General features: G+C 62.2%; 25 protein-coding genes, 1 tRNA gene and 2 pseudogenes. 6 read left to right on the forward strand and 22 right to left on the reverse strand.

All coding sequences use genetic code 11. From position 1 onward, the window contains the following. Positions 1-6: 6 nt before the first annotated feature. The 6 genes and pseudogenes from N4R57_06080 to hutI all read right to left on the reverse strand — a co-directional run bounded on the left by N4R57_06080 (position 7) and on the right by hutI (position 6,106). A complete protein-coding gene (locus N4R57_06080) occupies positions 7-369 on the reverse strand; it encodes a response regulator (protein UYV38618.1) in 363 nt (120 codons plus the stop codon). After that, on the reverse strand, positions 366-743 hold the full coding sequence (locus tag N4R57_06085) for an STAS domain-containing protein (GenBank protein UYV38619.1): 378 nt from the start codon (positions 741-743) through the stop codon (positions 366-368). The genes N4R57_06080 and N4R57_06085 overlap by 4 nt, the downstream gene beginning before the upstream one ends. Before the next feature lie 149 nt (positions 744-892). Further along, positions 893-2,562, reverse strand: a pseudogene (locus N4R57_06090) (urocanate hydratase). Position 2,563: 1 nt separating this feature from the next. Beyond that, positions 2,564-3,360, reverse strand: a pseudogene (gene hutG, locus N4R57_06095) (N-formylglutamate deformylase). Positions 3,361-3,386: 26 nt separating this feature from the next. Further along, positions 3,387-4,910, reverse strand: a complete 1,524-nt coding sequence (gene hutH / locus N4R57_06100) for a histidine ammonia-lyase (protein UYV38620.1) — start codon at positions 4,908-4,910, stop codon at positions 3,387-3,389. Next, a complete protein-coding gene (hutI, locus tag N4R57_06105) occupies positions 4,907-6,106 on the reverse strand; it encodes an imidazolonepropionase (GenBank protein ID UYV38621.1) in 1,200 nt (399 codons plus the stop codon). Before hutI ends, hutH begins: the two co-directional genes overlap by 4 nt. A gap of 70 nt (positions 6,107-6,176) precedes the next feature. On the opposite strand from hutI, the gene N4R57_06110 reads away from it, so the two are divergent. Both N4R57_06110 and N4R57_06115 read left to right on the forward strand, forming a co-directional pair. Further along, complete coding sequence (locus N4R57_06110; GenBank protein ID UYV38622.1) at positions 6,177-7,541, forward strand: formimidoylglutamate deiminase; 1,365 nt, start codon at positions 6,177-6,179, stop codon at positions 7,539-7,541. A 10-nt stretch (positions 7,542-7,551) separates the two neighbouring features. Next, complete coding sequence (locus N4R57_06115) at positions 7,552-8,277, forward strand: GntR family transcriptional regulator (protein UYV38623.1); 726 nt, start codon at positions 7,552-7,554, stop codon at positions 8,275-8,277. A gap of 128 nt (positions 8,278-8,405) precedes the next feature. Here N4R57_06115 and N4R57_06120 read toward each other — a convergent pair. The 6 genes from N4R57_06120 to N4R57_06145 all read right to left on the reverse strand — a co-directional run bounded on the left by N4R57_06120 (position 8,406) and on the right by N4R57_06145 (position 13,436). Beyond that, a tRNA-Glu gene (locus N4R57_06120) sits at positions 8,406-8,480 on the reverse strand. 99 nt (positions 8,481-8,579) lie between these two features. After that, the gene (recJ, locus tag N4R57_06125; GenBank protein ID UYV38624.1) at positions 8,580-10,334 is read right to left on the reverse strand and encodes a single-stranded-DNA-specific exonuclease RecJ; all 1,755 of its coding nucleotides are present in this window, start codon (positions 10,332-10,334) and stop codon (positions 8,580-8,582) included. A 268-nt stretch (positions 10,335-10,602) separates the two neighbouring features. Then, positions 10,603-11,904, reverse strand: a complete 1,302-nt coding sequence (locus N4R57_06130; GenBank protein ID UYV38625.1) for a homoserine dehydrogenase — start codon at positions 11,902-11,904, stop codon at positions 10,603-10,605. 115 nt (positions 11,905-12,019) lie between these two features. After that, the gene (locus tag N4R57_06135; protein UYV38626.1) at positions 12,020-12,475 is read right to left on the reverse strand and encodes a GFA family protein; all 456 of its coding nucleotides are present in this window, start codon (positions 12,473-12,475) and stop codon (positions 12,020-12,022) included. A 27-nt stretch (positions 12,476-12,502) separates the two neighbouring features. Continuing rightward, positions 12,503-12,949, reverse strand: a complete 447-nt coding sequence (locus tag N4R57_06140) for a DMT family transporter (GenBank protein UYV38627.1) — start codon at positions 12,947-12,949, stop codon at positions 12,503-12,505. A gap of 172 nt (positions 12,950-13,121) precedes the next feature. Further along, positions 13,122-13,436 (reverse strand): hypothetical protein, encoded by a 315-nt coding sequence (locus N4R57_06145; GenBank protein ID UYV38628.1) that lies wholly within the window; start codon positions 13,434-13,436, stop codon positions 13,122-13,124. 107 nt (positions 13,437-13,543) lie between these two features. Here N4R57_06145 and N4R57_06150 point away from each other — a divergent pair, with 107 nt between their 5' ends. Both N4R57_06150 and N4R57_06155 read left to right on the forward strand, forming a co-directional pair. Further along, positions 13,544-14,152, forward strand: a complete 609-nt coding sequence (locus tag N4R57_06150; GenBank protein ID UYV38629.1) for a TetR/AcrR family transcriptional regulator — start codon at positions 13,544-13,546, stop codon at positions 14,150-14,152. Positions 14,153-14,169: 17 nt separating this feature from the next. Further along, on the forward strand, positions 14,170-14,718 hold the full coding sequence (locus N4R57_06155; protein UYV38630.1) for a L,D-transpeptidase family protein: 549 nt from the start codon (positions 14,170-14,172) through the stop codon (positions 14,716-14,718). Positions 14,719-14,765: 47 nt separating this feature from the next. Here N4R57_06155 and N4R57_06160 read toward each other — a convergent pair whose 3' ends face one another. Together N4R57_06160 and N4R57_06165 are read right to left on the reverse strand one after the other, a co-directional pair. Continuing rightward, entirely contained in the window at positions 14,766-15,359 is a 594-nt protein-coding gene (locus N4R57_06160) for a 3-keto-5-aminohexanoate cleavage protein (protein ID UYV38631.1), read from the reverse strand. Then, positions 15,356-15,637 (reverse strand): 3-keto-5-aminohexanoate cleavage protein, encoded by a 282-nt coding sequence (locus N4R57_06165; protein UYV38632.1) that lies wholly within the window; start codon positions 15,635-15,637, stop codon positions 15,356-15,358. Before N4R57_06165 ends, N4R57_06160 begins: the two co-directional genes overlap by 4 nt. A 151-nt stretch (positions 15,638-15,788) precedes the next feature. Between N4R57_06165 and N4R57_06170 the strand changes: the two genes are divergently transcribed. Then, on the forward strand, positions 15,789-16,175 hold the full coding sequence (locus N4R57_06170) for an ester cyclase (protein ID UYV38633.1): 387 nt from the start codon (positions 15,789-15,791) through the stop codon (positions 16,173-16,175). Positions 16,176-16,271: 96 nt separating this feature from the next. Here the strand turns inward: N4R57_06170 and N4R57_06175 are convergent, their stop codons facing one another. Then, positions 16,272-17,183, reverse strand: a complete 912-nt coding sequence (locus N4R57_06175) for a pirin family protein (GenBank protein UYV38634.1) — start codon at positions 17,181-17,183, stop codon at positions 16,272-16,274. Between the two features lie 282 nt (positions 17,184-17,465). Between N4R57_06175 and N4R57_06180 the strand changes: the two genes are divergently transcribed. Continuing rightward, positions 17,466-18,410, forward strand: a complete 945-nt coding sequence (locus N4R57_06180) for an NAD(P)-dependent oxidoreductase (GenBank protein UYV38635.1) — start codon at positions 17,466-17,468, stop codon at positions 18,408-18,410. Between the two features lie 88 nt (positions 18,411-18,498). Here N4R57_06180 and N4R57_06185 read toward each other — a convergent pair whose 3' ends face one another. From N4R57_06185 to N4R57_06215, 7 genes are all read right to left on the reverse strand, one after another. Beyond that, entirely contained in the window at positions 18,499-19,050 is a 552-nt protein-coding gene (locus tag N4R57_06185) for a pilus assembly protein (protein UYV38636.1), read from the reverse strand. Continuing rightward, complete coding sequence (locus N4R57_06190) at positions 19,050-19,592, reverse strand: pilus assembly protein (protein UYV38637.1); 543 nt, start codon at positions 19,590-19,592, stop codon at positions 19,050-19,052. Before N4R57_06190 ends, N4R57_06185 begins: the two co-directional genes overlap by 1 nt. A gap of 11 nt (positions 19,593-19,603) precedes the next feature. After that, complete coding sequence (locus tag N4R57_06195; GenBank protein ID UYV38638.1) at positions 19,604-21,286, reverse strand: VWA domain-containing protein; 1,683 nt, start codon at positions 21,284-21,286, stop codon at positions 19,604-19,606. Positions 21,287-21,755: 469 nt separating this feature from the next. After that, positions 21,756-21,908 (reverse strand): hypothetical protein, encoded by a 153-nt coding sequence (locus N4R57_06200; protein ID UYV38639.1) that lies wholly within the window; start codon positions 21,906-21,908, stop codon positions 21,756-21,758. Next, the gene (locus N4R57_06205; protein ID UYV38640.1) at positions 21,905-22,324 is read right to left on the reverse strand and encodes a hypothetical protein; all 420 of its coding nucleotides are present in this window, start codon (positions 22,322-22,324) and stop codon (positions 21,905-21,907) included. Before N4R57_06205 ends, N4R57_06200 begins: the two co-directional genes overlap by 4 nt. Beyond that, positions 22,321-22,869 (reverse strand): pilus assembly protein, encoded by a 549-nt coding sequence (locus N4R57_06210; GenBank protein ID UYV38641.1) that lies wholly within the window; start codon positions 22,867-22,869, stop codon positions 22,321-22,323. The genes N4R57_06205 and N4R57_06210 overlap by 4 nt, the downstream gene beginning before the upstream one ends. After that, a complete protein-coding gene (locus tag N4R57_06215) occupies positions 22,866-24,539 on the reverse strand; it encodes a pilus assembly protein TadG-related protein (protein ID UYV38642.1) in 1,674 nt (557 codons plus the stop codon). Before N4R57_06215 ends, N4R57_06210 begins: the two co-directional genes overlap by 4 nt. Positions 24,540-24,818 lie beyond the last annotated feature (279 nt).

The raw sequence follows: 24,818 nt of genomic DNA on the forward strand, positions 1-24,818 counted from the left end.
GCGTCATCACACCAGCCGGTTGATCACCGTGATCAGCTTTTCTTCGTCAAAAGGCTTTACGATCCAACCGGTTGCCCCCGCCTCGCGGGCGCGTTGTTTGAGCCGATCTCCACTTTCCGTGGTGAGCACAAGAATAGGCACCGAGCGCAAGGCGCTTTCGCGGCGCACCCCTTCGATAAACCCCAACCCGTCAAGGCGCGGCATGTTGATATCAGTGATGACAAGATCGGGCCGGCGGGCATGGATTTTGTCCAGCCCATCCACCCCGTCTTCGGCGAGGTCCACATCAAAGCCGGCATCGCCCAAGGCGCTGGCCAGCATGGCGCGCATGGTGCGCGAATCGTCAACGGCCAGAATACGTGTGCTCATGCGCTGGCCCCGGTTGCACTTTCCCCGGTCTCGAACTGCGCCCGCGTCAGCCCGAGCATGGCAATCCCGGCGTCAAAGGCCTCGGATGTCTGGCCAAGACCAAAACCGCGCCCCTCCGCTTGCCAGCGCAGCCGTGCGCGCAGCAAAAGTTCAACCGGCATTGTCCCAAGCCTGCTCACATCCTGCGCAGCAATCTGCACCGCCTGACCGCGCGCCGCGTCAAGCGCCTCGGCCAAATGTTCACATGCGGCGTAATCAAGCCGCGCAGGAAGCTTGATCAGATGAACGCCCTCGGAGAGGGGCTCTCGAAGCGCCTCCTGAGAAGCCTCATGCGCGCTCACAATGGGAATGGGGTCTGGCGATGGTGCCGTCATCAATTTCGCGTCCGCTGTCATGCATAGGGTCTGATGACGCGATGCTAGTGCTTTCGCCTTAATAACAGGTTACGCAACCCCCATTGCCGCGCCGGAACAGGCAAAGCGTCCGGCGCGGCATGGTTTTTCGTCAGCTAGCGGGTGCCGGACTAAAGGATGCCGGGCAGATCGAGCCCCTGTTCGCGGCCACAATCCAGCGCCTCGTCATAGCCCGCATCGGCGTGCCGCCAAACGCCGCTCGCCGGATCGTTCCACAGCACCCGCTCCAAACGCCGTGCCGCGTCTTCGGTGCCATCGGCACAGATCACCATGCCGGAGTGTTGCGAGAACCCCATGCCGACCCCGCCACCGTGGTGCAGGCTCACCCATGTCGCCCCCGACGCCGTGTTGATCAGCGCATTCAGCAATGGCCAGTCGCTCACCGCGTCCGAGCCGTCTTTCATCGCCTCCGTTTCGCGGTTGGGCGAGGCGACAGAGCCTGAATCCAGATGGTCGCGTCCGATCACAACCGGCGCTTTCAACTCGCCACTCGCCACCATCTCGTTGAACTTCAACCCGGCGCGGTGCCGGTCGCCCAAGCCGATCCAGCAAATCCGTGCTGGCAAGCCCTGAAACGCGATCCGCTCGCGCGCCATATCCAACCAGCGGTGCAGATGCTCGTTTTCGGGAAACAGCTCCTTCATCGCTTGATCGGTCTTGTAAATATCCTCTGGGTCGCCGGACAAAGCACACCAGCGGAACGGCCCAACCCCGCGACAAAACAGCGGCCGGATATACGCCGGCACAAAACCGGGGAATGCGAAGGCATTCTCAAGCCCTTCTTCAAGAGCCACCTGCCTGATATTATTGCCATAATCGAGCGTCGGCACGCCTGCATTCCAGAAATCGACCATCGCGGCCACATGGGTCTTCATCGACGCCCGCGCGGCCCGTTCTACGGCCTTCGGATCGCTCTCTTGTTTGGCGCGCCATTCCGCCACGCTCCACCCCTGCGGCAGATAGCCATGCAACGGGTCATGGGCCGAGGTTTGATCGGTGACCATATCGGGGCGCGCACCTCGCTTCATCAGCTCGGGGAACACATCCGCCGCATTGCCGATCAGCCCCACGGATTTCGCCTCTCCCGCCTTGGTCCAGCGCGCGATCATCTCCAGCGCCTCGTCCAGCGAATGCGCGATCTCATCCAGATAGCGGGTGCGCTTGCGGAACTCGGCGCGAGTCTCGTCGCATTCCACAGCCAGACAACAGGCCCCGGCCATCACGGCGGCCAATGGCTGCGCCCCGCCCATCCCGCCAAGGCCCGCAGTCAAGATCCATTTGCCTGTGAGATCACCACCATAATGCTGCCGCCCGGCCTCGGCAAAGGTCTCATAAGTGCCCTGCACAATCCCCTGCGTGCCGATGTAAATCCACGACCCGGCGGTCATCTGGCCATACATCGCCAGCCCCTTTTTATCGAGCTCGTTAAAATGCTCCCAAGTGGCCCAATGCGGCACGAGGTTCGAGTTGGCGATCAACACCCGCGGCGCGTCCTTGTGGGTGCGCACCACGGCCACGGGTTTGCCCGATTGCACGATCATCGTCTCGTCATCGTCCAACCGTTTAAGCGTGGCGACCATCAGATCGAAATCTTTCCACGTTCGCGCGGCCCGGCCAATGCCGCCATAGACCACCAATTCATGCGGGTTTTCGGCCACATCGGGGTGCAGGTTGTTCATCAACATCCGCATCGGTGCTTCGGTCATCCAGCTTTTGGTGCTGATCTCCGGCCCGGTGGGGGAAAGATGTCGCGGGAATTGTGGCGTGGATCTGTGGTCATGTCATGCCTCCTTAAGCGTGGCCGCAAGCCGGGCCAATGTGTCGAGAATTGTCTTGAGATAGGGGCGCAGGCGCTCTGCCTTATCGGCGTCATAGCCCCAGCCCTCGAATTCATTGTCCAGATGGGTGGATTGCGCCAATTCCATCTGGATCGCGTGGATGCCTTCACCGGGCTGCCCGTAATGCCGCGTGGTCCAACCGCCCTTGAAGCGCCCGTTGAGGATCGAGCTGTACCCCTTTGCTCCATCGCATATTTCCGCCACAGCGCTTTCAATCTGCGGCGCGCAGCTCGCCCCTGAATTGGTGCCGACATTAAAATCCGGCAAAATGCCCTCGAACAGATGCGGAATGCGCGAGCGGATCGAATGGCAATCATAAAGGATCGCCACCCCATGCCGCGCCTTGACGCGTGCAAGCTCGGCCTCAAGTGCCGCGTGATAGGCCGCGTGAAAGATCTGCCGCCGCCGCTCAACTTCGGCGGCATCGGGGGCTGATCCCAGATCGGGGCGCCGTCAAAATCGGTTAGCGGCACAAGCTCGGTGGTGTTCTGCCCCGGATAAAGCGAGGCCCCATCCGGTGCGCGGTTGGCATCCACCACATAGCGGTGGAAATTCGCCCGCACCGTTGTCGCGCCGGGCAGCAACCCGTCATAAAGCCGGTCCACATGCCAATCCGTATCGGGCAGGGCATGCCCGCGCGCGTTCTTCGCCCCGGCCACATCCGCGGGCACCCACGTCCCGCAATGGGGCAGGCCAAGCACAACCGGGCTGTCGCCCTGATGCACGCTCACCGGTTCCATGTCTTCGGGGGTAAAACGTGCCGGACTCATGCGCCCAACTCCGGCAAATCCAGCCCTTGGGTCAAACCACCTCCGGCCACCAACCCTGCCGCCGATTCAATATCAGGGGCAAGGTAGCGGTCCTCGACAATCGCTGGCACCTCGGCTCTGAGCCGCGCCATCACGCCCCGCAACGCCGCGCTGGTGCGCAAGGGCGCGCGGAACTCGACGCCTTGCGCCGCACAAAGCGCCTCAACTCCGATGATCCGCGCAAGGTTCGCGTTCATCCGGTGAAGCCTACGCGCCGCATGGGCGGCCATGCTCACATGGTCCTCTTGGTTGGCTGATGTCGGGGTGGAATCCGTCGTGCAAGGGTTTGCCAAGTGCTTGTTTTCGCTCATCAACGCCGCCGTTGTCACCTCGGCAATCATCAGCCCGGAATTCAACCCCGGCTCCGGCGTCAGAAACGGCGGCAGATCAAAGCTCAGCGTCGGATCAACCATCAGGGCCACGCGCCGCTGCGCAATCGCGCCAATCTCGGCCAGCGCCAGCGCGATCTGATCGGCGGCAAAGCCCACCGGCTCGGCATGGAAATTCCCGCCCGATACGATCCGCCCTTCCTCGGCCAGAACCAGCGGGTTGTCCGTCACGGCATTGGCCTCAATCTCAAGCGTGCGCCCGGCAAAGCGCAACAAATCCAGCGCCGCGCCGGTCACCTGCGGCTGACAGCGGATGCAATAGGGGCCCTGCACGCGGGTGTCCCCCTCGCGGTGGCTCTCGCGGATCTCGCTGCCCTCCATCATGGCGCGCATCGCTGCGGCCACCTCGATCTGCCCCGGCTGGCCGCGCAGGGTGTGGATTTCCGCCACCAAAGGTGCGGTTGAGCCCATAATCGCATCGGTCGAGAGCGCCGAGACAACAATCGCCGCCCGCATATTGGCCCAAGCCCGGAACAACCCGGCCAAGGCGCAAGCGGTCGAAAACTGCGTCCCGTTGATCAGCGCGAGACCTTCCTTCGGCCCCAGCGTGATCGCCTCCAACCCGGCCTTCGCCAGCGCCGCGCCGCCGCCCATCACCACGCCGTCAAACCGCGCTTCTCCTTCACCGATCATCACCGCCGCCATATGCGCCAGCGGCGCCAGATCGCCCGACGCCCCGACCGAGCCTTGATCCGGAATCACCGGCACCACGCCGCGTTCCAGCATCGCCTCGATCAAGCGCACCGTGCCCGGCGCAACCCCCGACGCCCCGCGCCCAAGCGACAGCAGCTTCAGCACCATCATCAACCGCGTTGTCGCCCCGTCCAACGCCGCCCCCACGCCGCAACAATGCGACAGGATCAGGTTGCGCTGAAGGGTTGCCACATCCTCGGCCGCGATCTTGATCGAGGCCAGCTTGCCGAACCCGGTGTTCACCCCGTAAACCGGCTCCGCGCCGCGTGCCGCTTCGGCCACCATCGCATGCGAGGCCGCAATCGCCGCCTCTGCCTCCGGGTCCAAACGAACCGCGCATTCACTGCGCCAGATGTGTTCCAACTCGGCCAAACGCGCCGCATTCGGTGTCAGGATCATGCGTCGAACTCCCCGTTATAAACGCGTGAAAACAGTGGGTTAAACCCTATGCGATAGGCGAGCTCAGCCGGATGTGCCACATCCCAAACCGCCAGATCGGCGCGCTTGCCCGCGGCGATCACCCCGCAATCGTCCCGGCCCAAGGCCGCCGCCGCATGCACCGTCACCCCGCGCAACGCCTCCTCCGGCGTCAGGCGAAACAAGGTGCAGCCCATGTTCAGCGCAAGCAGCGGCGAAAACATCGGTGACGAGCCGGGGTTGCCATCCGTCGCCAGCGCCATCTTCACCCCTGCCGCACGGAACGCCGCCACCGGCGGGGCCTGCTCCTCATGTAGCGTGTAAAACGCGCCAGGCAGCAACACCGCCACCGTCCCGGCGCGGGCCAGCGCCTCTGCATCCGCCGCATCGGCATATTCCACATGATCGGCGGACAGGGCGCCATAGGCCGCCGCCAGCTTGGTTCCGCCAATATTCGACAATTGCTCGGCATGAAGCTTCACCGGCAGGCCCAACGCCTTGGCCGCCTCAAACACCCGCGTGATTTGGGCGGTGTCAAAGGCGATCCCCTCGCAAAACCCGTCGACCGCATCAACCAGCCCCTCGGCGTGGGCCGCGCGCAATGTCGGAATGCAGACCTCATCAATATAGGCATCCGGGCGCGTGGCAAACTCCGGCGGCACCGCATGTGCCCCAAGGAAGGTGGTCACAATCCGCACGGGGCGCATCTCGCCCAACCGCCGCGCCGCGCGCAGCATCCGCAACTCGGTCTCCTGATCCAAGCCATAGCCGGATTTCACCTCGATCAATGCCACCCCTTCGGCGATCATCGCGTCCAGCCGGGGCAGGGCGCTGGCGATCAACTCCGCCTCGCTCGCCGCCCGCGTCGCCTTGACGGTCGAGATTATGCCACCCCCGGCGCGCGCCACCTCTTCATAGCTCGCCCCCTCAAGGCGCATCTCGAACTCGCGTGCGCGGTCGCCGCCGAAGACGATATGCGTGTGGCAATCAATCAACGCAGGCGTAATCAACCGCCCGCCCATGTCGCGCCGCTCCAGATCGCCAAACGCCTCGGGCAGGTCACGCTCTGCCCCGACCCAGTCAATTTCCCCCCCGCGCAGCACCACGGCTCCGTCCTCGATCAACCCATAAGCGGAACCCTCGGTCATCGTGGCGAGGGTGCAATTTCTCAACAACATGTGATTCTGCCTTGTTTAGACGCGACGTATTGCTATTATGTATGCACTTAATGCGGAGTCAAGAAACCAAATGACGATCCTTCACGCTCAAACCGCGCTCACCCCCTCGGGCTGGCAGAACAATGTCACCGTCGAAATCTCGCAAGGCCGCATCGCTCGCGTCTCGACCGAAGCGGCGCCCGCCGATGCCATCCACGTCGGCACGCTGCTGCCTGCGCCGGTCAACGCCCATTCGCATGCCTTCCAACGGGCGATGGCGGGGCTAACCGAACGGCGCGGCCCCGATCCTAGCGACAGCTTTTGGACATGGCGGCGGCTGATGTATCGCTTTCTCGACCGGCTCACCCCGGATCAGGTGCAGGCCATCACCGCCTATGTGCAGATGGAAATGCTCGAGGCTGGCTATGCCACCAACGTCGAATTCCACTACCTGCACCACCAACCCGGTGGCGTTCCTTATGACAATACCGCCGAAATGGCCGACCGCATCACCGCTGCGGCCGAGGAAACTGGCATCGGCCTGACGCTCCTGCCGGTGTTCTATCAATACGGCGGTTGTGACTTGCGCCCGCTTGGCCCCGGCCAAATCCGCTTTGGCAATGACCTCGCGGCGTTCCAGCGTCTGCATGAGCAGGCGGCGCAAACCCTGTCGCGCGGAGCCGCCGACTGGACCATGGGCGTTGCGCCCCATTCCATCCGCGCCGTTGGCCCCGATGACCTCAAGGCGCTCTCTGCCTTGCATCCCTCCGGCCCGATCCACATGCACCTTGCCGAACAAGTGGCCGAGGTCGACGAAGTCGCCGCCCATCTCGGCCAACGCCCCGTCGAATGGGCGCTTGCCAATCTCGCGCCGGACGCGCGCTGGCATATGGTCCACTGCACCCAGATGTTGGCGCATGAAACCACCGGCCTTGCCACCTCCGGCGCCACCGCCGTGCTGTGCCCGCTAACGGAAAGCAGCCTCGGCGACGGCATATTCGATGGCGTCTCATGGCTCGCTCAAAATGGCCGTATCGCCATCGGGTCTGACAGCAACATTCGCATTTCCCTGTCCGAAGAACTGCGCACGCTTGACTATTCCCAACGCCTGCGGGACCGCTCCCGCGCCGCCCTCGCCACGCCGGAGCACTCCACCGGTCGCCGCCTGCTAGAGGCGGCGCTCGAAGGCGGGGCAGGGGCCGCCGACCGTGCCACCGGCGCGCTAAAGACCGGCAACTGGGCCGACCTCATGGCGCTTGATAGCGCGCATCCCGATCTTGCGGGCACAACTGGCGACACCTTGCTTGATGCCTATATCTTTGCCGGGGATGACCGGATGATTTCGCATGTCTGGTCCGCAGGGCGCCATATGGTCCGCGATGGTCACCATATCCACCGCGCCCGTATCACCGCCGCTTATGCCGCCGCCATTGCCCCGCTGCGCGCTGATCTCTAAGAGGCTCCCCATGACGATAGCGCCGCCCACACCCGCAAGCTTCAACACCTGGCAATCCGTTCAGGACGAGGTGCTGCGCCGCATCCATACCCGCATGTGGAAACCGGGCGAGCTGATCCCGAACGAGGCCGACATTGCCGCCGAATTCGGCTGTGCCCGCACGACCGTCAACCGCGCCCTGCGTGCGCTCGCCGAAAGCGGCATCTTGGAGCGTAAGCGCAAATCCGGCACCCGCGTCGCCCTGCATCCGGTGGGCCGCGCGGTGTTCGAAATCCCCGTGATCCGCAAAGAGATCGCGGATCAGGGGCGCCGGTATGACTATACCCTCATGTCCGCCGCGCAAGAGGCCGCGCCCAGCCGGGTTGCCTATGCGCTCAAGCTCTCCGTAGCCGATGCCAGCGCCCTGCATGTGCAAGCGGTGCATCTGGCCGATGGTCTGCCTTATGTGCTCGAAGATCGCTGGATCAACCTTGTCGCCGCGCCGGACGCCGCAAAGGCCGATTTCGCGGCTCAAAGCGCCAATGAATGGCTGCTGGAACATGCGCCTTTCTCCGGCGGTGAAATCGCCATCTCCGCCGCCGGTTGCGGCGACAAAGAGGCGGCCCTCCTTGACCTGCCCATCGGCGCGCCGGTGCTCACGATGGAGCGCACCACATGGGGCCCCGTTCACGCCGTTACCACCGTGCGGCTGTGGTATCGCCCCGAACATCGGCTGGTTTCACCGCTGGTAAGCTGACAAATCCACGGATCGCGGCTCTACCTTGGGAGAGGGGATTCGCAGGACAAACACCAAAACGCCCTCGGCCAAAGCCGCGGTGCCAAAGGGGGAAACCCTCTGTCTTTCAAAGCGTTGTGGGATAAGGCTGGTACCCCGTAGGGGAATCGAACCCCTCTTTCCAGGTTGAAAACCTGGCGTCCTAACCGATAGACGAACGGGGCAAGACCCAGCCGTGAGGCTGCTTCTAGAAAAGCGCGGCAGCGGCGCAAGCAGAAATTCACCCCATTGCGAAAAAATTTTCCGCCCCGCTGTTTGAAGCCCTAGGCGCTGGCCCGCGCTGCATCCTCAAGCCGCAGCTGAACACTCACCCGCCCGCGCCAATGGTTCAACTCAAGCCGCCCGGCAAGATGAAACCGCGCCCCGCCATGCGCCTCAAGCGCCGGGCCAATCGCGCCGTCATAGGCCCCGAAACAGATCGCATCCAGCTTGGCCCCCATGCCGTCCCCGAACGAGATTTTAAGGTGGCTGTCGCCGACCCGCTTGGCGAAAAATATCTGCATGTCGGGAAAGCCGAATCGCGGCGCAGGGGCGCCCGCGCCATATGGCCCCGCCTTTTCCAGTGACTCGACCATCTCGACGCTGGCCGCGCCCGGCATCAATGCCCCGTCCAGCTTCAAGGCCCGTGGCCCCAACGCCCCCGCGCCCTGTTTGTCGAGCAGCTCTGTCAACCGCGCCATCGCGGGGTCCAATGCGTCGCGCGCCACGCTCAGCCCCGCCGCCATCTTGTGCCCGCCGCCCTTCAGCAAGAGTCCCTCGCTCGCCAGTCGCTGGATTGCCGCGCCAAGGTCGATCCCCGAGACCGAGCGCCCCGAGCCTTTGCCCTCATCGCCCTCCAGCCCGATCACCACCGCCGGTCGTCCCGCCGCCTCTTTGAGGCGCGAGGCCACAATCCCGACAACACCGGGGTGCCAGCCCTCTCCGGCGGCCCAGACCAAAGGCGCGTCAAACCCGCGCTCCTCGGCCTGCGCCATCGCGGCGGCGCGCACGGCCTCTTCGATCTCGCGTCGTTCGGTGTTGAGCTGGTCCAACCGCTCGGCCAGCGCCTGCGCCTCGCTGGCATCACGCGTGCTCAGCAACCGCGCGCCAAGGTCGGCCTTGCCGATGCGCCCACCGGCATTCACCCGCGGGCCCATCAAGAACCCAAGGTGATAGGGCGAGGGCGCCGAGTCCATCCGCGCCACATCGCCCAAGGCCACCAGTCCGGGGCGCTCGCGCCGCGCCATCACCTTCAACCCCTGCACCACAAAGGCCCGGTTGACCCCGACAAGCGGCGCCACATCCGCCACTGTGCCCAAAGCCACCAGATCCAGCATCGCCATAAGGTCCGGCCCCGCGCCGCCGCCCGCTTCGCGCCGCTGCCGGTTGGCCTCAACCAGCATCAGAAAGACGACCCCCGCAGCACAGAGATGCGCCAGATCGCCACTCTCGTCCTGCCGGTTCGGGTTCACCACTGCCTGCGCCTCGGGCAAGGTCTCCCCGCCAAGGTGGTGATCCAGCACCACAACATCCGCCCCCTTGGCGCGGGCCGCCGCGATGGGCTCATGCGACAGGGTTCCGCAATCGACGCAGATGATCAGATCATGCGCCCCGGCCAATGCCTCCATCGCCGGCACATTCGGGCCATAGCCTTCATCAATCCGGTCCGGCACATAAAGCGTCGCGCCATGACCCACCTGCGCCAGCCAGTCCAGCAACAAGGCCGCCGAGGTGCCGCCATCCACGTCATAATCCGCAAAAATCGCGACCCTCTGGCGCGCGCTCACCGCTTCCAAAAACCGCTTTGCGGCGGCTTCCATGTCTCTGAGACTGCGCGGATCAGGCAGCAACTCGCGGATGCTCGGGCTCAAAAACGCAGCCACCTCTGCGGCTTCAACGCCGCGCCGTGCCAGAACCTGCGCCACGGCCCGCGCCACGGCGGTCTCCTGCACCAACGCCTCCGCTGCCCGGTCCAGCCCCACGCCCGGCCCAATCCACTCCCGCCCGCTCAGCGATGCCTCAACGTCCAGAAAACTCACACGCCCGCCCCTTGGTTTTTGTCTCCACCCGCATAGCGCGGCACCGGGGCAGGGGGCAAGGACCGCGCGCGCCAACACCGCTCAAACGCAGGCCGCTCTCATAGCCGAACAGCGCGCCGACTTGCTTCTTAAGTTTGAAAATCACTCCGATAAGCATGAGGCACAGACCCGCAGACCCAAACCCACCACAGAAACCGCTCCGCAAACCCGGTGCACAGGGGCGTCCGGTTTGCGTCCTACCAGCCCAAATCTTGGGCCTTCGCGTGGCCTAAACCTGCTCGATCCGCAACGCCACCGGCTCACCAACAAGCACGTCCAGCTTGGCCAGTTCGGACAAGGCCGCATCCAAAGCGGTGCGCGCCGTCTTGTGGGTCACAATCAACACCGGCGCCGAGGTGTCCTCATGGCCGTATTGCCGCATCCGGTCGATCGACACACCGGCCTCGCCCAGAACCGTTGCCACCTTGGCCAACGCGCCGGGCTTGTCCTGCAAGGTCATGCGCAAATAATAGGGCGCGGGGGTTGCGCCCTTGGTCGGGGTCACGGGCTCTAACTCGACGGCGGGCTTGCCAAAGGTCGCAGGGCGAAAGCCGCGCGCAATGTCCATCACGTCGCCCATCACGGCGCTTGCGGTCGGGCCTTCTCCGGCCCCGGCACCGCGCAGCACGATCTGGCCCACGTGATCGCCCTCCAGCACCACCATGTTGGTGCCACCCTCAAGCTGCCCCAGCGGGCTGTCCGCCGGGACGAGACAGGGGCTCATCCGCTGCTCCAACCCGCGCCCGGTGCGTTGTGCCACGCCCAACAGCTTGATGCGATAGCCCATGTCGGCGGCTTGCTGGATATCTTCGATGGTGATCGCCCCGATCCCTTCCAGCTCAACCGCGTCAAAGTTCACCTGACTGCCAAAGGCAATCGCGCTCAGCAACGACAGCTTGTGCCCGGCGTCGATCCCGCCCACATCCAACTGCGGATCGGCCTCGAGATAGCCAAGCCCGTCTGCCTCGGCAAACGCCTCCTCATAGGTCAGCTTCGCGCTCTGCATCCGGGTCAGGATATAGTTGCAGGTGCCGTTCATCACGCCCATTACGCGCTCGATGTCATTGCCGGCCAACCCCTCGGTCAGCGCCTTGATGACCGGAATTCCCCCGGCCACGGCGGCCTCGAAACGGATCACGGTGCCGGCGGCTTCGGCGGCGGCGGCCAAGGCCTGCCCGTGATGCGCCAGCATCGCCTTGTTGGCGGTGATCACATCCTTGCCAGCGGCAATCGCCGCCTCGGTCGCGGCCTTGGCCGGCCCGTCCGAGCCGCCCATCAGCTCGACAAAAACATCCACGTCGTCGCGTTTGGCCAGCACCACGGGGTCATCTTCCCACGCGTAGTCCTTGAGGGTCACACCGCGATCCTTATCGCGCGTGCGCGCCGAAATCGCCGTGATCACCACCGGCCGCCCGGCCCGCGCCGCCAAAAGGTTGGCCTTCTGGCGGATGATTTTCACCACGCCGACACCCACGGTGCCCAATCCTGCAATGCCCAGCCGAAGGGGGCCCTGTTGAGGCAAGTCTGTCATGTCACGGGTCTCCATTCATGGGGGGCATGCGGCGTTGATCTGGCAAGCGATGTAACTTGCACGCGGCGCAGTTGCAACGCGCCAAACCCAAATTTGCCGCCACCACGGGCGCGCATTAGCCCTGCTGCGCAAAAGCCTCCAGCAATGCCTCGAAATCAGCCATCTCGGGAAAGCCTTCGAAACTATGCTGGGCGGGCGTCTCGGCCCAATGCAGCTTCTCGCGCGTCATGGTCTCGATAAAGGGCGTGAACCATGTGCAATCTTCCAAAAGCGTGGGGCGGATATTCACCAAATCGTCCATCCCGGTGACGCGGGTGAACATCCAAGTCATGCAGTCAGGGCAAAAGAAATGCTGCAACTCCGGCGACTTGGCCCCGCCCACGACCACCTCGCCCTGAATGACCTCAAAGGCATCCGCAGGCACCATCGCAGTCAGCGAATACGCACTGGCCGACATTTTCTGACAGCCACGGCAATGGCAGGCCGCCGTCATCCGCGGAGCCGCGCTCAGCCGGACGCGCGTGGCCCCACAGCGGCAGGCGCCCTCAATCGGCAGGGTCTTGGGTCTCATGCGTTAACGTCCTTCAATCGGTTGACCTCACACCCGGCTCAGCACTAGGCCCGCGCCGACCAGAACCACCGCCAGCACCCGTTGCAATGACAACTCGCGCACCGGCAGGCCAAACGCCCCGATCGTGTCCAGCATCAATGCCACCACCATCTGCCCAAGGATCAGCGCCGAAACGGTGGTGACCACGCCCAAAATCGGCACCCCCCATAGCGCGGCCCAGACATAAAAAGCGCCAAACGCCCCGCCGCTCAATTGCCACCACGTCAGCCCGGTGAACTTTGGCAAAACGCTGGTGCCACTGCTGAACAACGTCAGCGCCAGCAAGACAAGAAACCCGACCCCAAAGGAAAACGCCGCCGCGGCGAGCGTATTGTCCACCGCCCGCCCAAGGGCCGAGTTGATCGGAGCCTGCATGCTGGCCGCGGCTCCGGCCAATACGACAACGGGCAGGGCAATCCAGATGGTTGCATTCATGGTCACGGGTCTCCTCGGGCAGGATATCTGCGGGTGTCTGCTGCGCTCTATGGCACAGGCGTCCGCCCAAGTTGCCCTCAAACCGGGCCGGAAAGCAACCAACAGCCCGCCCGCGCGCGCGCTCTGCTCAACCCGCGCCGGTCTTAGCTGTTGTCCTTAGCCGCCGTTGTCTTTAGCCGCTGTCGGATGGAACCGCCGCCACGGGCGCAACCCCGTCCTGCATACGTGCGCGCGTGCCCGTGTCCACCACCCGCCCGCGCAACCGCGCCGCCCGCGCCTTGAGCCGGGCAATGCGCCCGTCGATCCCGGCCATCGACTGCGGCGTGATCTGCACCTCTTCGGTCTGCGCCAACAGTGGCTCAACCGGCACCAATTTCGGAAACGCGGCACTGTCCAAACCCGGCGCAACCGCATCCCCAAGGTCGGGAAAATCGGTGCAGCCCGCAAGACCGCAGAGCACAATCGCCATGGCTGAAACAGAGCGCATAATCATGCGCCTCTCATGCCCCACTCGACGCGCCCGCGCAAGCGCGCGCTGGTGCGTGTGGCGAAAACAGGCTTTGATCTGAACGTTTGTTCAGTTAAACCAAACCCATGGCACGCACCCAAGGTTCGCACTCTGACATCACCGGCCCGCGCATTCGCAGCGCGGCGCTGGCGCTATTCGCCCGGCATGGCTTTGCCGCTGTCTCCATGCGCCAGATCGCGGGCCAGGTCGGCGTGCAGGCGGGCGCGCTCTATAATTACACGCCGGACAAGCAAACGCTGCTTTACCAGCTGATGCGCAGGCATATGGAAGAGCTGCTCGCCGCCCGCAAGGACGCGGCACCAGCCGCCTCGGCAAACCTCGCCACCGCCAGCCCGATCGAACGGCTTGAGAATTTCACCCGCCACCACATCCGCTTCCATATCGAACGCCCCGAGGAGGTGTTCATCGCCTATATGGAACTGCGCAACCTCACGCCCGAAAATTTCGCCGAAATCGAAACCCTGCGCCGCGCGTATGAGACCGAGCTTGAAACCATCCTGCGGGATGGCGTCGCGGCAGGGGCCTTCACGGTCAGCGACCCGCGTGTGGCGACCTATGCGGTGATCGCCATGCTGAACGGGGTCAACACGTGGTATCGCCCCCAAGGCCGCCTGTCGCTGGGCGAGGTTGAAACGCTCTATTGGGATATGGTGCGCCGCACCGTCGGCGCATGATGGCCAAAGCCGGACGCTTGCGCTGGCTGCTTGGCGCAGCACTGCTTGGTGTGGCGCTTGGGGCAGGGGCTCTGGCCTATGCAAACGCGGCGCGCCACATGGCCCCGGCACAGCCACCCGCCATGGCCCCTGCGGGCGAACAGGCGGATGCCATAACGGTCCACAAAGCGGCGCGTAGACTGGTCTTGCTGCGCAATGGTGTGCCGATCCGCAGCTATGCCATCTCGCTTGGGGCTGATCCCAGCGGCCCTAAAGCCCGCGAAGGGGATGAGCGCACGCCCGAAGGCACCTATGTGATCGACTGGCGCAATGCCCGCTCGATTGCGCATCTGAGCCTGCATATCTCATATCCTAACGCCGCGGATGTCGCGGCGGCCAAGGCGGCGGGCGTGTCGGCGGGGGGCGATATCATGATCCACGGGCTGCCCAATGGCTGGGGCGCGATCGGGGCGCTGCACCGGCTCTGGGACTGGACCGATGGCTGCATCGGCCTCACCAATGCGGAAATGTCCGAAGTCTGGTCACTTGTGCCCGACGGGACGCCGATCACGATCTATAACGACTGATTGGCGCGGTCGCACCGCCCGGTCCGCATGACAGGCGTGCATCCCCCTCAGCGCACCATCGCGCGGACCTCATCGGTGCTGGCAAGGGCGCCGCCCGCGGCCTCAATCTCGCGTACGGCGGTTTCGGTCCACTCCATATTGCTCATCGCACTCCCAAACGGCGCATCCTCAAGCCCGACGCGCACATGCCCGCCCCGCGCCACCGCCGCACCGATCAGCGGGCGAATATCCACCTGCAACCCGGCCACCATCCACGCCGCGCCGCTGTCCAGCTCGTCCAGCAGCGCCAGATAGCTCTCCAGCGCATACTCCCGTGGCGGATAGCCAAAGGTGAACCCGTCCGAGAACATGAAGCGATAGACCGGCCTCGGCACGCCGGGATAACACGCCGCCAAAGCCGCCCCCGCGCGCACAAACCCCGGCTCGTAAATCGCATAGCTTGGATGGAACGCGTGACGCTGACCCAGCATCAAACCTTGGCGAATGTCGCCTTCCGGGTTGTCATATAAAAACCCCGGCACGCCCTGCGCTGCGTCCTCATGGCTCAAAAACAATGTGCTGCCCGGGTCTACCACGGTCCATTCCAGCAACCCCGCTTTGGCCAGTTGCTCTACCGCCGCAAACCGCGCCTCCGGCGTCATCTTGGCGGGCGCATCGGCTGATCCGGCCAAAGGCGGGTGGGGTAAACGATCACATCCTTCTCGGCGCGAATGCCTTCGATCACGGCGCGATAGGCGTCGAAATCCTCGAATTGTCGGCCGGTGTTGGGGTTGTAAACATGCACATGGATCACCGCCGCGCCCAGATCGGCACAGGCAATCCCTTCGGCGATCAATGCCTCGGTCGTGATCGGCATCCCCGGTTGCCGCTCTTGCGACCACGGCCCGTTCAAAGCGACTTCCAAACAGGTTTTCGTCATGGTTTCTCCTCGCACCCCGGTCCCTTGTTCCGGTCCCTTGTCCCGGTCGCTTGCACCGTCTCTGTCCTTGCCAAGCAATGAACATCTGCCCATCCTTGTGCAACCGGTGTTCGCGGGTTACCCGATCCAACCCTGCCAAAAGGAGCGTAAAATGCCAACCGACCCAGAGCAGAACAAGGCCAACGCGATGGCCTTTTATGACATGATGTTCAACCAATGCGCGCCCCGCGAAGCCATCACCCAATACGCCGGGGACAGCTATATTCAACACAACCCCCATGTCGGTGATGGGAAAGAGGCCTTCATCGCCTATTTCGAAGAGATGGCCCGCGATTACCCCGGTAAATCGGTGCGCTTTGTCCGCGCCATCGCAGAAAACGACCTTGTCGTGCTGCATTGCCATCAGGTCTGGCCAAACAGCGACGACTACGCCGGCATCGACATCTTCCGCTTTGATGACAACGGCAAGGTGGTCGAACATTGGGACGTGCTGCAGGTGATCACGGGCACCTCGGCCAACGACAACGGACTGTTCTGACAACGCGTCGCCCGGATAGATCGCGCAGACAGTATCCGGGGCAGAGGGGAAAACCCTCCGCCCCGGATTTTGGGCTGAAATCTGAGCCCAAATCGCTTAATGCGCGGGCTTGATGAATGTCCCGTTCTGCAAGTCGCGAAACGCTTGGCGCAGCTCGTCCTTGGTGTTCATCACAATCGGACCGTGCCACGCCACAGGCTCGGCAATCGGCGCGCCGGACACCAGCAGGAAGCGAACTCCTTCTTCGCCCGCCTGCACCGTCACCTCGTCGCCACTGCCAAACCGAACCAAAGTGCGATCGCCGCTCATGTCGCGGATGTTCACCTCCTGACCCATCACCTCTTTTTCCAACAACACGCCCGAAGGCGCGCTGGCATCGGAAAATGCGCCCGAACCTTCGAACACATAGGCAAAGGCACGCCGGTAAGTGTCGACAGGAAAGGTCTTTTTCACGCCCGGTGGCACCGAAATGTCCAAATATTGCGGATCAGCAGCAATGCCATCAACCGGCCCGCGCTTGCCCCAAAATTCGCCAACAACAACCCGCACGCGGGTGCCGTCATCCTCAATGATTTCGGGGATTTCGCCGGAGGTCACATCCTGATAGCGCGGCGCTGTCATCTTGAGATCACCGGGCAGATTTGCCCAAAGCTGAAACCCGTGCATCTGGCCTGCGGCGTTCCCCTTTGGCATTTCCTGATGCATAATCCCGGACCCGGCGGTCATCCATTGCACATCCCCCGCGCCAAGCGCGCCGGTGTTGCCAAGGCTGTCCTGATGCTCGACCTCGCCGGACAGAACATAGGTGATCGTCTCGATCCCGCGATGCGGATGCCACGGAAACCCCGGCGCATAATCCGATGGGTCTTCGTTGCGAAAATCATCGAACAACAGGAACGGGTCGAGCTCGGACGGGCCCTGAAACCCGAACGCCCGGTGCAGATGAACGCCCGCGCCCTCAATGGCGGCGACGGCTTTGCGGGTTTCTATCGTTGGTCGGATCGACATGTGGTGTCTCCTTTATCGCGGCTGTGCTGAGGATATAGGAGGCGCCCCGCCTGCGCCAATTCGCCAGAGGTGAACCCGATCTGTGCAGGAACGCACAGGTGAGGGGAGCGCCAGCCGTCGCCCAAAAGCGGGGGGCCAGCCCCCCGCACCCCCCGGAGTATTTCCAGCAAGATGAAGGGGGCGGGGGGGGGGTGGGTGAATTTGAGCGCGTAGCGTGTCGTTTTGAGGCAGTCAGCGCAGCGCGAATCTGTCAGCCTGTGGCAAACAGGGAAAGGCGAATTCATGGAAATCGGTTTCATTGGGCTTGGCAACGTAGGGGGCAAGCTGTCTGGCAGTTTGCTTAGAAACGGGGTTTCGCTGCATGTGCATGACCTCGACGCGGCGCTGGTTGCGGATTTTGTCGCGCGCGGGGCCAAGGCGGGGGGCAGCGCGGCGGCGCTTATGCAGAGCTGTGACGCGGTGATCACCTGCCTGCCGTCGCCTGCGGCGTCGGCGGCGGTGATGGCGGAGATGCTGCCTCATGTCGGCCCCGGCAAGATCTGGATGGAAATGTCGACCACGGATGAAGCCGAGGTCAAACGCCTTGGGGCAGAGGTCATCGCGCGGGGCGGAGCGGCGGTGGATTGTCCGGTCTCTGGCGGGTGTCACCGTGCGGCGACCGGCAATATCTCGATCTTTGCCGGCTGTGCGCGTGAGACATTTGAGAGCATCCTGCCGCTGCTGACCACCATGGGGCGGCGGGTGCTGCATACCGGGCCGCTTGGCACCGCTTCGGTGCTCAAGGTGATGACCAACTATCTTGCCACTGGCCACCTCTTGATGCTTTGCGAGGCGCTGACCACGATGAAAGCGGCGGGGATGGACCTTGGCGTGACTTACGAAGCGATCAAGGCGTCTTCGGGCAATTCATTCGTGCATGAGACCGAAAGCCAGCTGATCCTGTCGGGCAACCGCTGTGTCGATTTCACCATGGACCTTGTGCTCAAGGACATCGGCCTGTTTCAGCAGATCGCAGAGCGCCATGATGTGCCGCTCGACATATCGCCGCTGTTGATCGACCTGATGCAGGACGGGCAGGCGCGCTATGGCACGCGCGGGCAGTCCGACCGGATGATTGAACGGCTGGAGGAGGCGACGGGGCTTTCGATCACCGCGCCGGGCTTCCCGACCGAGCTGATTGACGATGAACCCGAAGAGCGGGGCTATGAAATGGTGATCCGGCGCTAGGGCGGGCGGCGGCGCGCCGCGTGAGACGGAAAAACCCGGCCCCCTTGGTGGGAGCCGGGCCAATTCTTATTGCCGGGATCGCGTCTTCTCAGCTGCTATAGCGCAGCTGTGGGGCGAAGCGCAGGCGGGTGAAGACGAAGGTGTTCATCACCGTGTCGTCCATGCCGATCTTGAACAGCGGCTTGTAGGTGCTCCAGGTTTCGACCAGAACCATGCGCTCCTGATTGGGCACCTCCGGCAGCTTGGCTTCAAGCGGGACCAGATCGTCATGGGTCAACTTGGTGATGCCATTGCCGCGCACCTTGGACCAGTTCACCCGAAACGCATCGTGGTTTTTGGCCCATTTGATCACCGAGATACGGATCTTGGTGTCGCCATTGGCCTCGGCCAGCATATCGAACAACGCCTTGGTGTTGTCGATATAGGTCGCGTTGATATTGGCCGTTTCACGCGACAGCATATCAGCGATCGTGTTGGCGGCTTTGTGGTTGATCGCGGTCTGGCGGTAGCCCTCGAAGTAGACGAACATCGCCAGAAACGCCCACATCACCATGGGGAAGATTACGGCGGCTTCTACGGCCACGGTGCCTTCGTCATTGTCACGGAACGCGGCGAGGCGGAGTTTCAGAGTGTCGAACATTATTCAGGCTCCTGCACAAAGGCCGACATGGCGACAAGAGCGGCCTGTCCGGCGCCATCAACCTTGAGCTGCTTGCCCAGGCCGCTGGTAGGGAAAATCGGATCGTATTTGACGCAAGCGCGCAGGATCATAAGCTCGTTTTCCTGACCGTTCACGAACGACCGCACCGGCTCTACCTCTTTGGAGGTATCAACACAGTCGACGTCATCGGGCATGGCCACGGCCGTGCGCAGATCAACCTGCACCATCTCAAGGCGCAGCGACGCCGCGCAGTTCGGGATCAGCCCGGCGTATTCACAGATCTCGTCCTTGATATCGTCATGTTGCGGCGCGGTGCCGGTGCCAAGACGGATGTCACGCACAGCAAGGTCAAGCCCGCGTTCCAGCATCGTGTGGCGCAGCGTGATCATGCCAAGCTCCACCGAGCTGAGGAACAGTGAGATAAAGAAGGGAAAGACAATGGCGAATTCAACCGTCGCCGTGCCGTCTTCCCTGTCCCACAGGCGCTTGAAAAAGGGGCGTTTGAGGAATGAAGCCTTCATGGTCATAATCCTTATTGCACCAGCCGCAGTTTCGAGATCGACGCGGCGATGGAAACGAAGGCATCCGAGATTTCAATGCCATCCACATCAAAGAAGTGGGCTTGCGAGCTGGCACAGTCTTCCAGAACACCCTCACCGTGGCTTGGCGCTTCAAAGCCGATGGTAAAGATGATGATCCCGGCGTTCTTGGCGGCGGTGCAGATATCATCCAGACGGTTGTCCTTGGTATAGCCGCTCACGGAGTTATAGGCGTTATACTGCCAGTATTGGTCAGCATAGCTGTTGCTCCAGATGTCCTTGTAAAGGGCATCGGCGACGTATTCGTTCGACGCCTGATGGAACAATTCCGGGAAGGTCAGCCGCTTGGACTGGCCGTCAAGAAACGGCTTGCTGCCATAATATTTGTTGGTGCCGGGATGGTTGATAAAGCTGGCCGAGGTGAAACCGTTATAGCTGTTGCTCCAGCTGGTGGCCTGCTTGTAATAGTATGTCGACCCGGATTTGATCGTGTAGACCCGCTCGACGTAACCGTCGTTGTCATAGTCGCCCTCATAGAACCACACATCCGTGTTGCCCGTGCGATAGCTGTTGCTCGCAAGATAGTACTGCGAGGTGTTCTGACCGTCCGACATCACCACCATCACTTTGAGCGCGTCATCATCATAGGCCACCGGGCGACCGGCAAAGCCGTTGTGCACGTCGCCCTTGGCGATCAAGTCTGTCACGACCGGTTGCATTGCAGGGTCAAGAAGCAGGGTGCCCCATTTGACGCCGATATCGGTCGAGGTGTTCCCATTGGCCGAGAAGCCTTCGATATAGCTGTGCAAGGCGCTCTCGCTCAGCGAGTAAGCCATGATGTCCGAGCTGGCACGCTCCGGGCAAACCGGCAGGCGCAAGTTGGTTTCCACCTGATACCAGGGGTCGAACGGACCCGTCTGTTGCAGCGACGCCGAGGTCGAAACCGAGGTGCTGTTGTAATCCGAAGACGAGAAGTTCACACAGTAGGAGAAGTCGTGCTCGCCCGTCAGGTTGAAATACGAGGACAAAAGCTCACCCGCGTTCACCTGTGTGGCGTAGGGCACGATCGAAATCGACACGTCGCCGACCGGGCCAGAGTTGATCATCGTGGTCACAAAATCCTTGGCCGCAACCTTGAGGTTGGACAGGCGGTTGTTGGAGCCCATCGAGCCGGACATATCGAGCACGAGCGAAATTTCCACACCGTCCACGCTCTCGGCGGCGGTGCCGGCGGCGGGCGCTTTCAACGAGTTGATGCCAAGCATGTGGATCAACTGGGTGTCCATTTCGATCTCGGCGGTGGCCGACACCTCTTTATAGTTCAAACCCTGGTCGACAGTGACCGACGACAGATAGCTGCCCATCGACGACTTGGCGAAATAGTCTTCCACCACCGCCTGCGGGTCGAGCGATTGGTCAAGGTCAGCCGCCGCCAGAACGGCGCGGTCAAGCGTGTTCTGAAGGCTCGTTCGGGTGAACTCAAAGCGCATCAGGTCAACCCCGATACCGCCAATCATTAGAATAATAAGGATGAAGAAGACCCCGAATGCTACCAGAACTCCGCTTTCTTCATCGCGAAAGGCACGGACGCGCCCCTCAAGCTGACGCAGGAAGTTACGGTTCTCACGGCAGTCGCCGTCAAGCAGATCGGTCTTTGTCTGAACGTGTTTCAACATCGTCCCACTCTCGTTTGTTATCTCGCTGAAAATTGAACGCGAGGTGTCCCCAAGGGTTCTTATGCCTTTGGAGCGTGTCGAGACTTGGGCGATAAATGGGTTATTCCGGTCATTTGTGGGTGCTTTTTTGGGGCGGTGCGGCGTCGATGAGGTCGCAACGTGGCGAAATTGGGGCGCAGCGGGGAATCGCCCATCTCTTGCGCTGGGGCAGAGCAAATCCGCCGATCACCGGGGCCACGGGCGCCACGGGCACGCGGTGCTGGGGGCTGGTTAACAGCGCCCTTTATAATGGGGGGCGTTCCATAACCCCGCCCGCCTTACGCCCATCCAGTCGCAATCCCCGGCCTTCTCATGCATAACGCCCATGAAAAACGCCCGTGAAAAACGCCCATGAAAAATGCCCAGTCGTTTCCGACCGGGCACCTTCCCATTTCGTTATTGATCGCACTCACATCGGCTTGCCTGCGCCTTAGGCCGCGCCATCAAACAAAAGCTGTGGAGCAAACCTTGGCCGCGTGAAAACAAAGGTGCTGATCGTCTGGCCATTCAAGCCGACGTTGAACGGCGCATTATAATCGGTCCATGTCTCGACAAGGATGATGCGCTCTTCGTCCACCATCACCGGCAGCCGCGCCTCCCAGCCACCAACCGTTGCGTTGTCCAACGCCCCGATTGCGCGCGCGTCTCCGACCACTCAATGAAATGCTCGTTCTGGTCGAGATCAAAACGCACCACCGAAACCCGCATCCGGCGTTCGGTGTCCGAGCGCGTCAGAAAGCCCAGCATTTCCTGCGCCGAGTCCAGATAGTCGTTGGTCACCGGTGTGGTCTCACGCGACAACATATCCGATAGCGTATAGGCCGCCTTGTGGCTGATCGAGGTCTGCCGGTAGGCGTCAAAAAACGTGAACAACGCGCAAAACGCCCAGAGCAGCAGCGGCAACATCACCAGCGCCTCAACCGTCACCGTGCCACGTGTGTCGTCGCGAAACCCGGCGATCCGCCGAGCCAGCGGGCTGGTCTTCATCATATTCATCATCCGCGTGGCTCCTGAACAAAGGCCGAAGAGGCCGTCATTGCAACATTACCCGCCCCGTCCTTGGGCAATTGATACCCAAGCCCCGACGTCGGGATCACCGGCGAAAACACATAACACGCCCGCAACAGCATCATCTGGTTCGACCCGCCATGCACAAATCCCTGCATCGGGTTCGACTCTTCAGAATGGTCAATGCAATCAGCCGTGCTCGACGGAGCATTGTAATTGCGCGGATCAACCAAGATCATCTCAAGCCGCAGGTTATCACTGCACTCCGGCAAAACCCCGGCAAAGGTGCAAATCGCGTCCTTGATGTCGTCATGGCTCGGGTTCGAGCCGGTGCCAAGCCGAATGTCGCGCACCGCCATGTCCAGCCCGCGCTCCAGCATGGAGTGACGGAAATGGATCATGCCCAACTCGACCGAGGACAAGAACAGCGTGATATAGAACGGGAACATGATGGCGAATTCGACCGTCGCTGTGCCCTTTTCACCCCGTATAAACCGGCGCAGGGCCGCGCGGGGGCTTTTGATAAGACCGATCATTGGGTCAACCTCAATTGTGCGATAGAGGCGGCAATCGCCTGAAACGCGCTGGAAATATCCACCCCGTTCACGTCAAAGAAATGGCTCGGCGTGCTGGCACAGGCGCGCATCTGGTTCTGACCGTTTGTCGTTGCTTCAAAGCCGATGGAATAGATCATCACCTCATTCGCCTTGGCCTGGCTGCAAATCGCCTGAAGCCGCGTGTCTTTGGTGCTGGCGGGAACGTATTGAACGATATCATTGTACCATTCGTTGTTCACCATGCTGTTGCCTGCACTGCCATAAAGGCTGACATAGGCGGGCCGGAAATTGGAATCGCGGTTGCGTCTCAATGTGTTGAACGCAAACAACTCAGGATAGGTCAGACGCTGCGCCGAGCCTGTCTCTGACGGACCATCGCCAAAGGCATGATCGTTCCACGACCCGTTATGGGGCCAGAAATACTCGTTCGGGCTGGTGCCGATACGGATCGAATACCGGTCGGCAGCGGGGTTGTAATACACATCCGAGTCGCCCGCGTGCAGATCATCGCGCAACCGCCACTGCGAGGTGTTCTCGCCATCGGTCATCACCACGATCACCTTCAAAATACCCGGCTCGGTATAGGCCACGGGGCGCCCGGCATTCAGAGCCGAAACATCGCCGTTGCCGATCATGTTTGTGATCACCGGGCGCGTGCCCGGATCTACCAATGCGGTCGCCCATTTCATCGCCACATCAATCGAGGTGTTGCCCCCGGCCTGAAACGAATTGATCTTGTTGTGCAACTGCGTCGCGTTGTTGCTCATCACCATGATTTCCGAGAACGGCGCAGTGGCACAGTTGGGCGTCTGCAAGCCGCCTGCTGACGCCGGACCAACCGGCGGCCATGCGCGCTCTGAATTGTTCGAACGGTCAAAATGCGCGGCACGTTCCAGCGGAGCAGTGGGGCTCAACGCGGCACTGTTGAAATCCGCCGCAGCAAAGTTGACGCAATTGGAATAGCTGTGTTCGGTGCTGGCGTTGTAATTTGACAGCAACGCCGCCCCGGCATTCACCTGCGTGTTGTAGGGCACGATCGACACGGTCACATCGCCGGTCTGCGCCAGCCCAAGAACCGTCGTCACAAACTCGCGCGCCGCCGGTTTGAGATTGACCAGCTTGTTGTTCCACCCCATCGAGCCGGACACATCCAGAACCATCACCACCTCGATGCCCTCAATCGCTTCGCGCGCGGCGGCAGCGGCAGGTGCGGTCAGATGGTCGATCCCCAGCATGTGAATGAACTGCGTCGGCACGTTCAACTCGGCACTGGCCAGAACATCCTTGAAGTTCAGCCCGCTGTTCACGGTCGGCGCGGCGGTCAGCGTCGCATCCAGACCGGCTTTGTCGATGTAATCCTGAACCACGTCGACCGGGTCGAGCGGTTGCTGCAAATCGGCCGCCGCCAGAACGGCACGGTCCATCGTGTTCTGAAGCTGGGTGCGCTTCATCTCGAAATGCATCAGATCAACGCCGATCCCGGCCATGATCAGAATGATAAGGAAGAAAAAGATCGTGAAAGCGATCATCACGCCGCTTTCATCATCGCGAAATTCGCCCGCTTGACGGCCCAGCCGCTGACCCAATGCACCGCAGCGTGCATCGGCCAACCTACGGGCAGTCCCTAGCATCGAGTGACTCGTCATCATCTCACCTTTACCTTCGGCCGTCCCTGGCCTTGGGCCCACACCCATTACAAATCCCCGGCGTTTCTTTTCCATCTCAAAAGTGGCGAAAATTGGGCGAAAAACTGTGTAAAATCAGATATTTGTTGCCGCTTTGCCGCCTAATATGGGGCAGTGGGAGTTTATGTTTCCAATTCGGTTACAATTTGCCGAGAATCGCGTGTGGCACATCTGCCTTATTTCGCCAAAACCGCCTTCAATCTGCCTCAAATGGGATGGGCCCAATATCACCCGTCCAAGAGC

It is taken from the genome of Rhodobacteraceae bacterium D3-12, assembly GCA_025916135.1.
In the GTDB taxonomy this organism is placed as follows: domain Bacteria; phylum Pseudomonadota; class Alphaproteobacteria; order Rhodobacterales; family Rhodobacteraceae; genus JAKGBX01.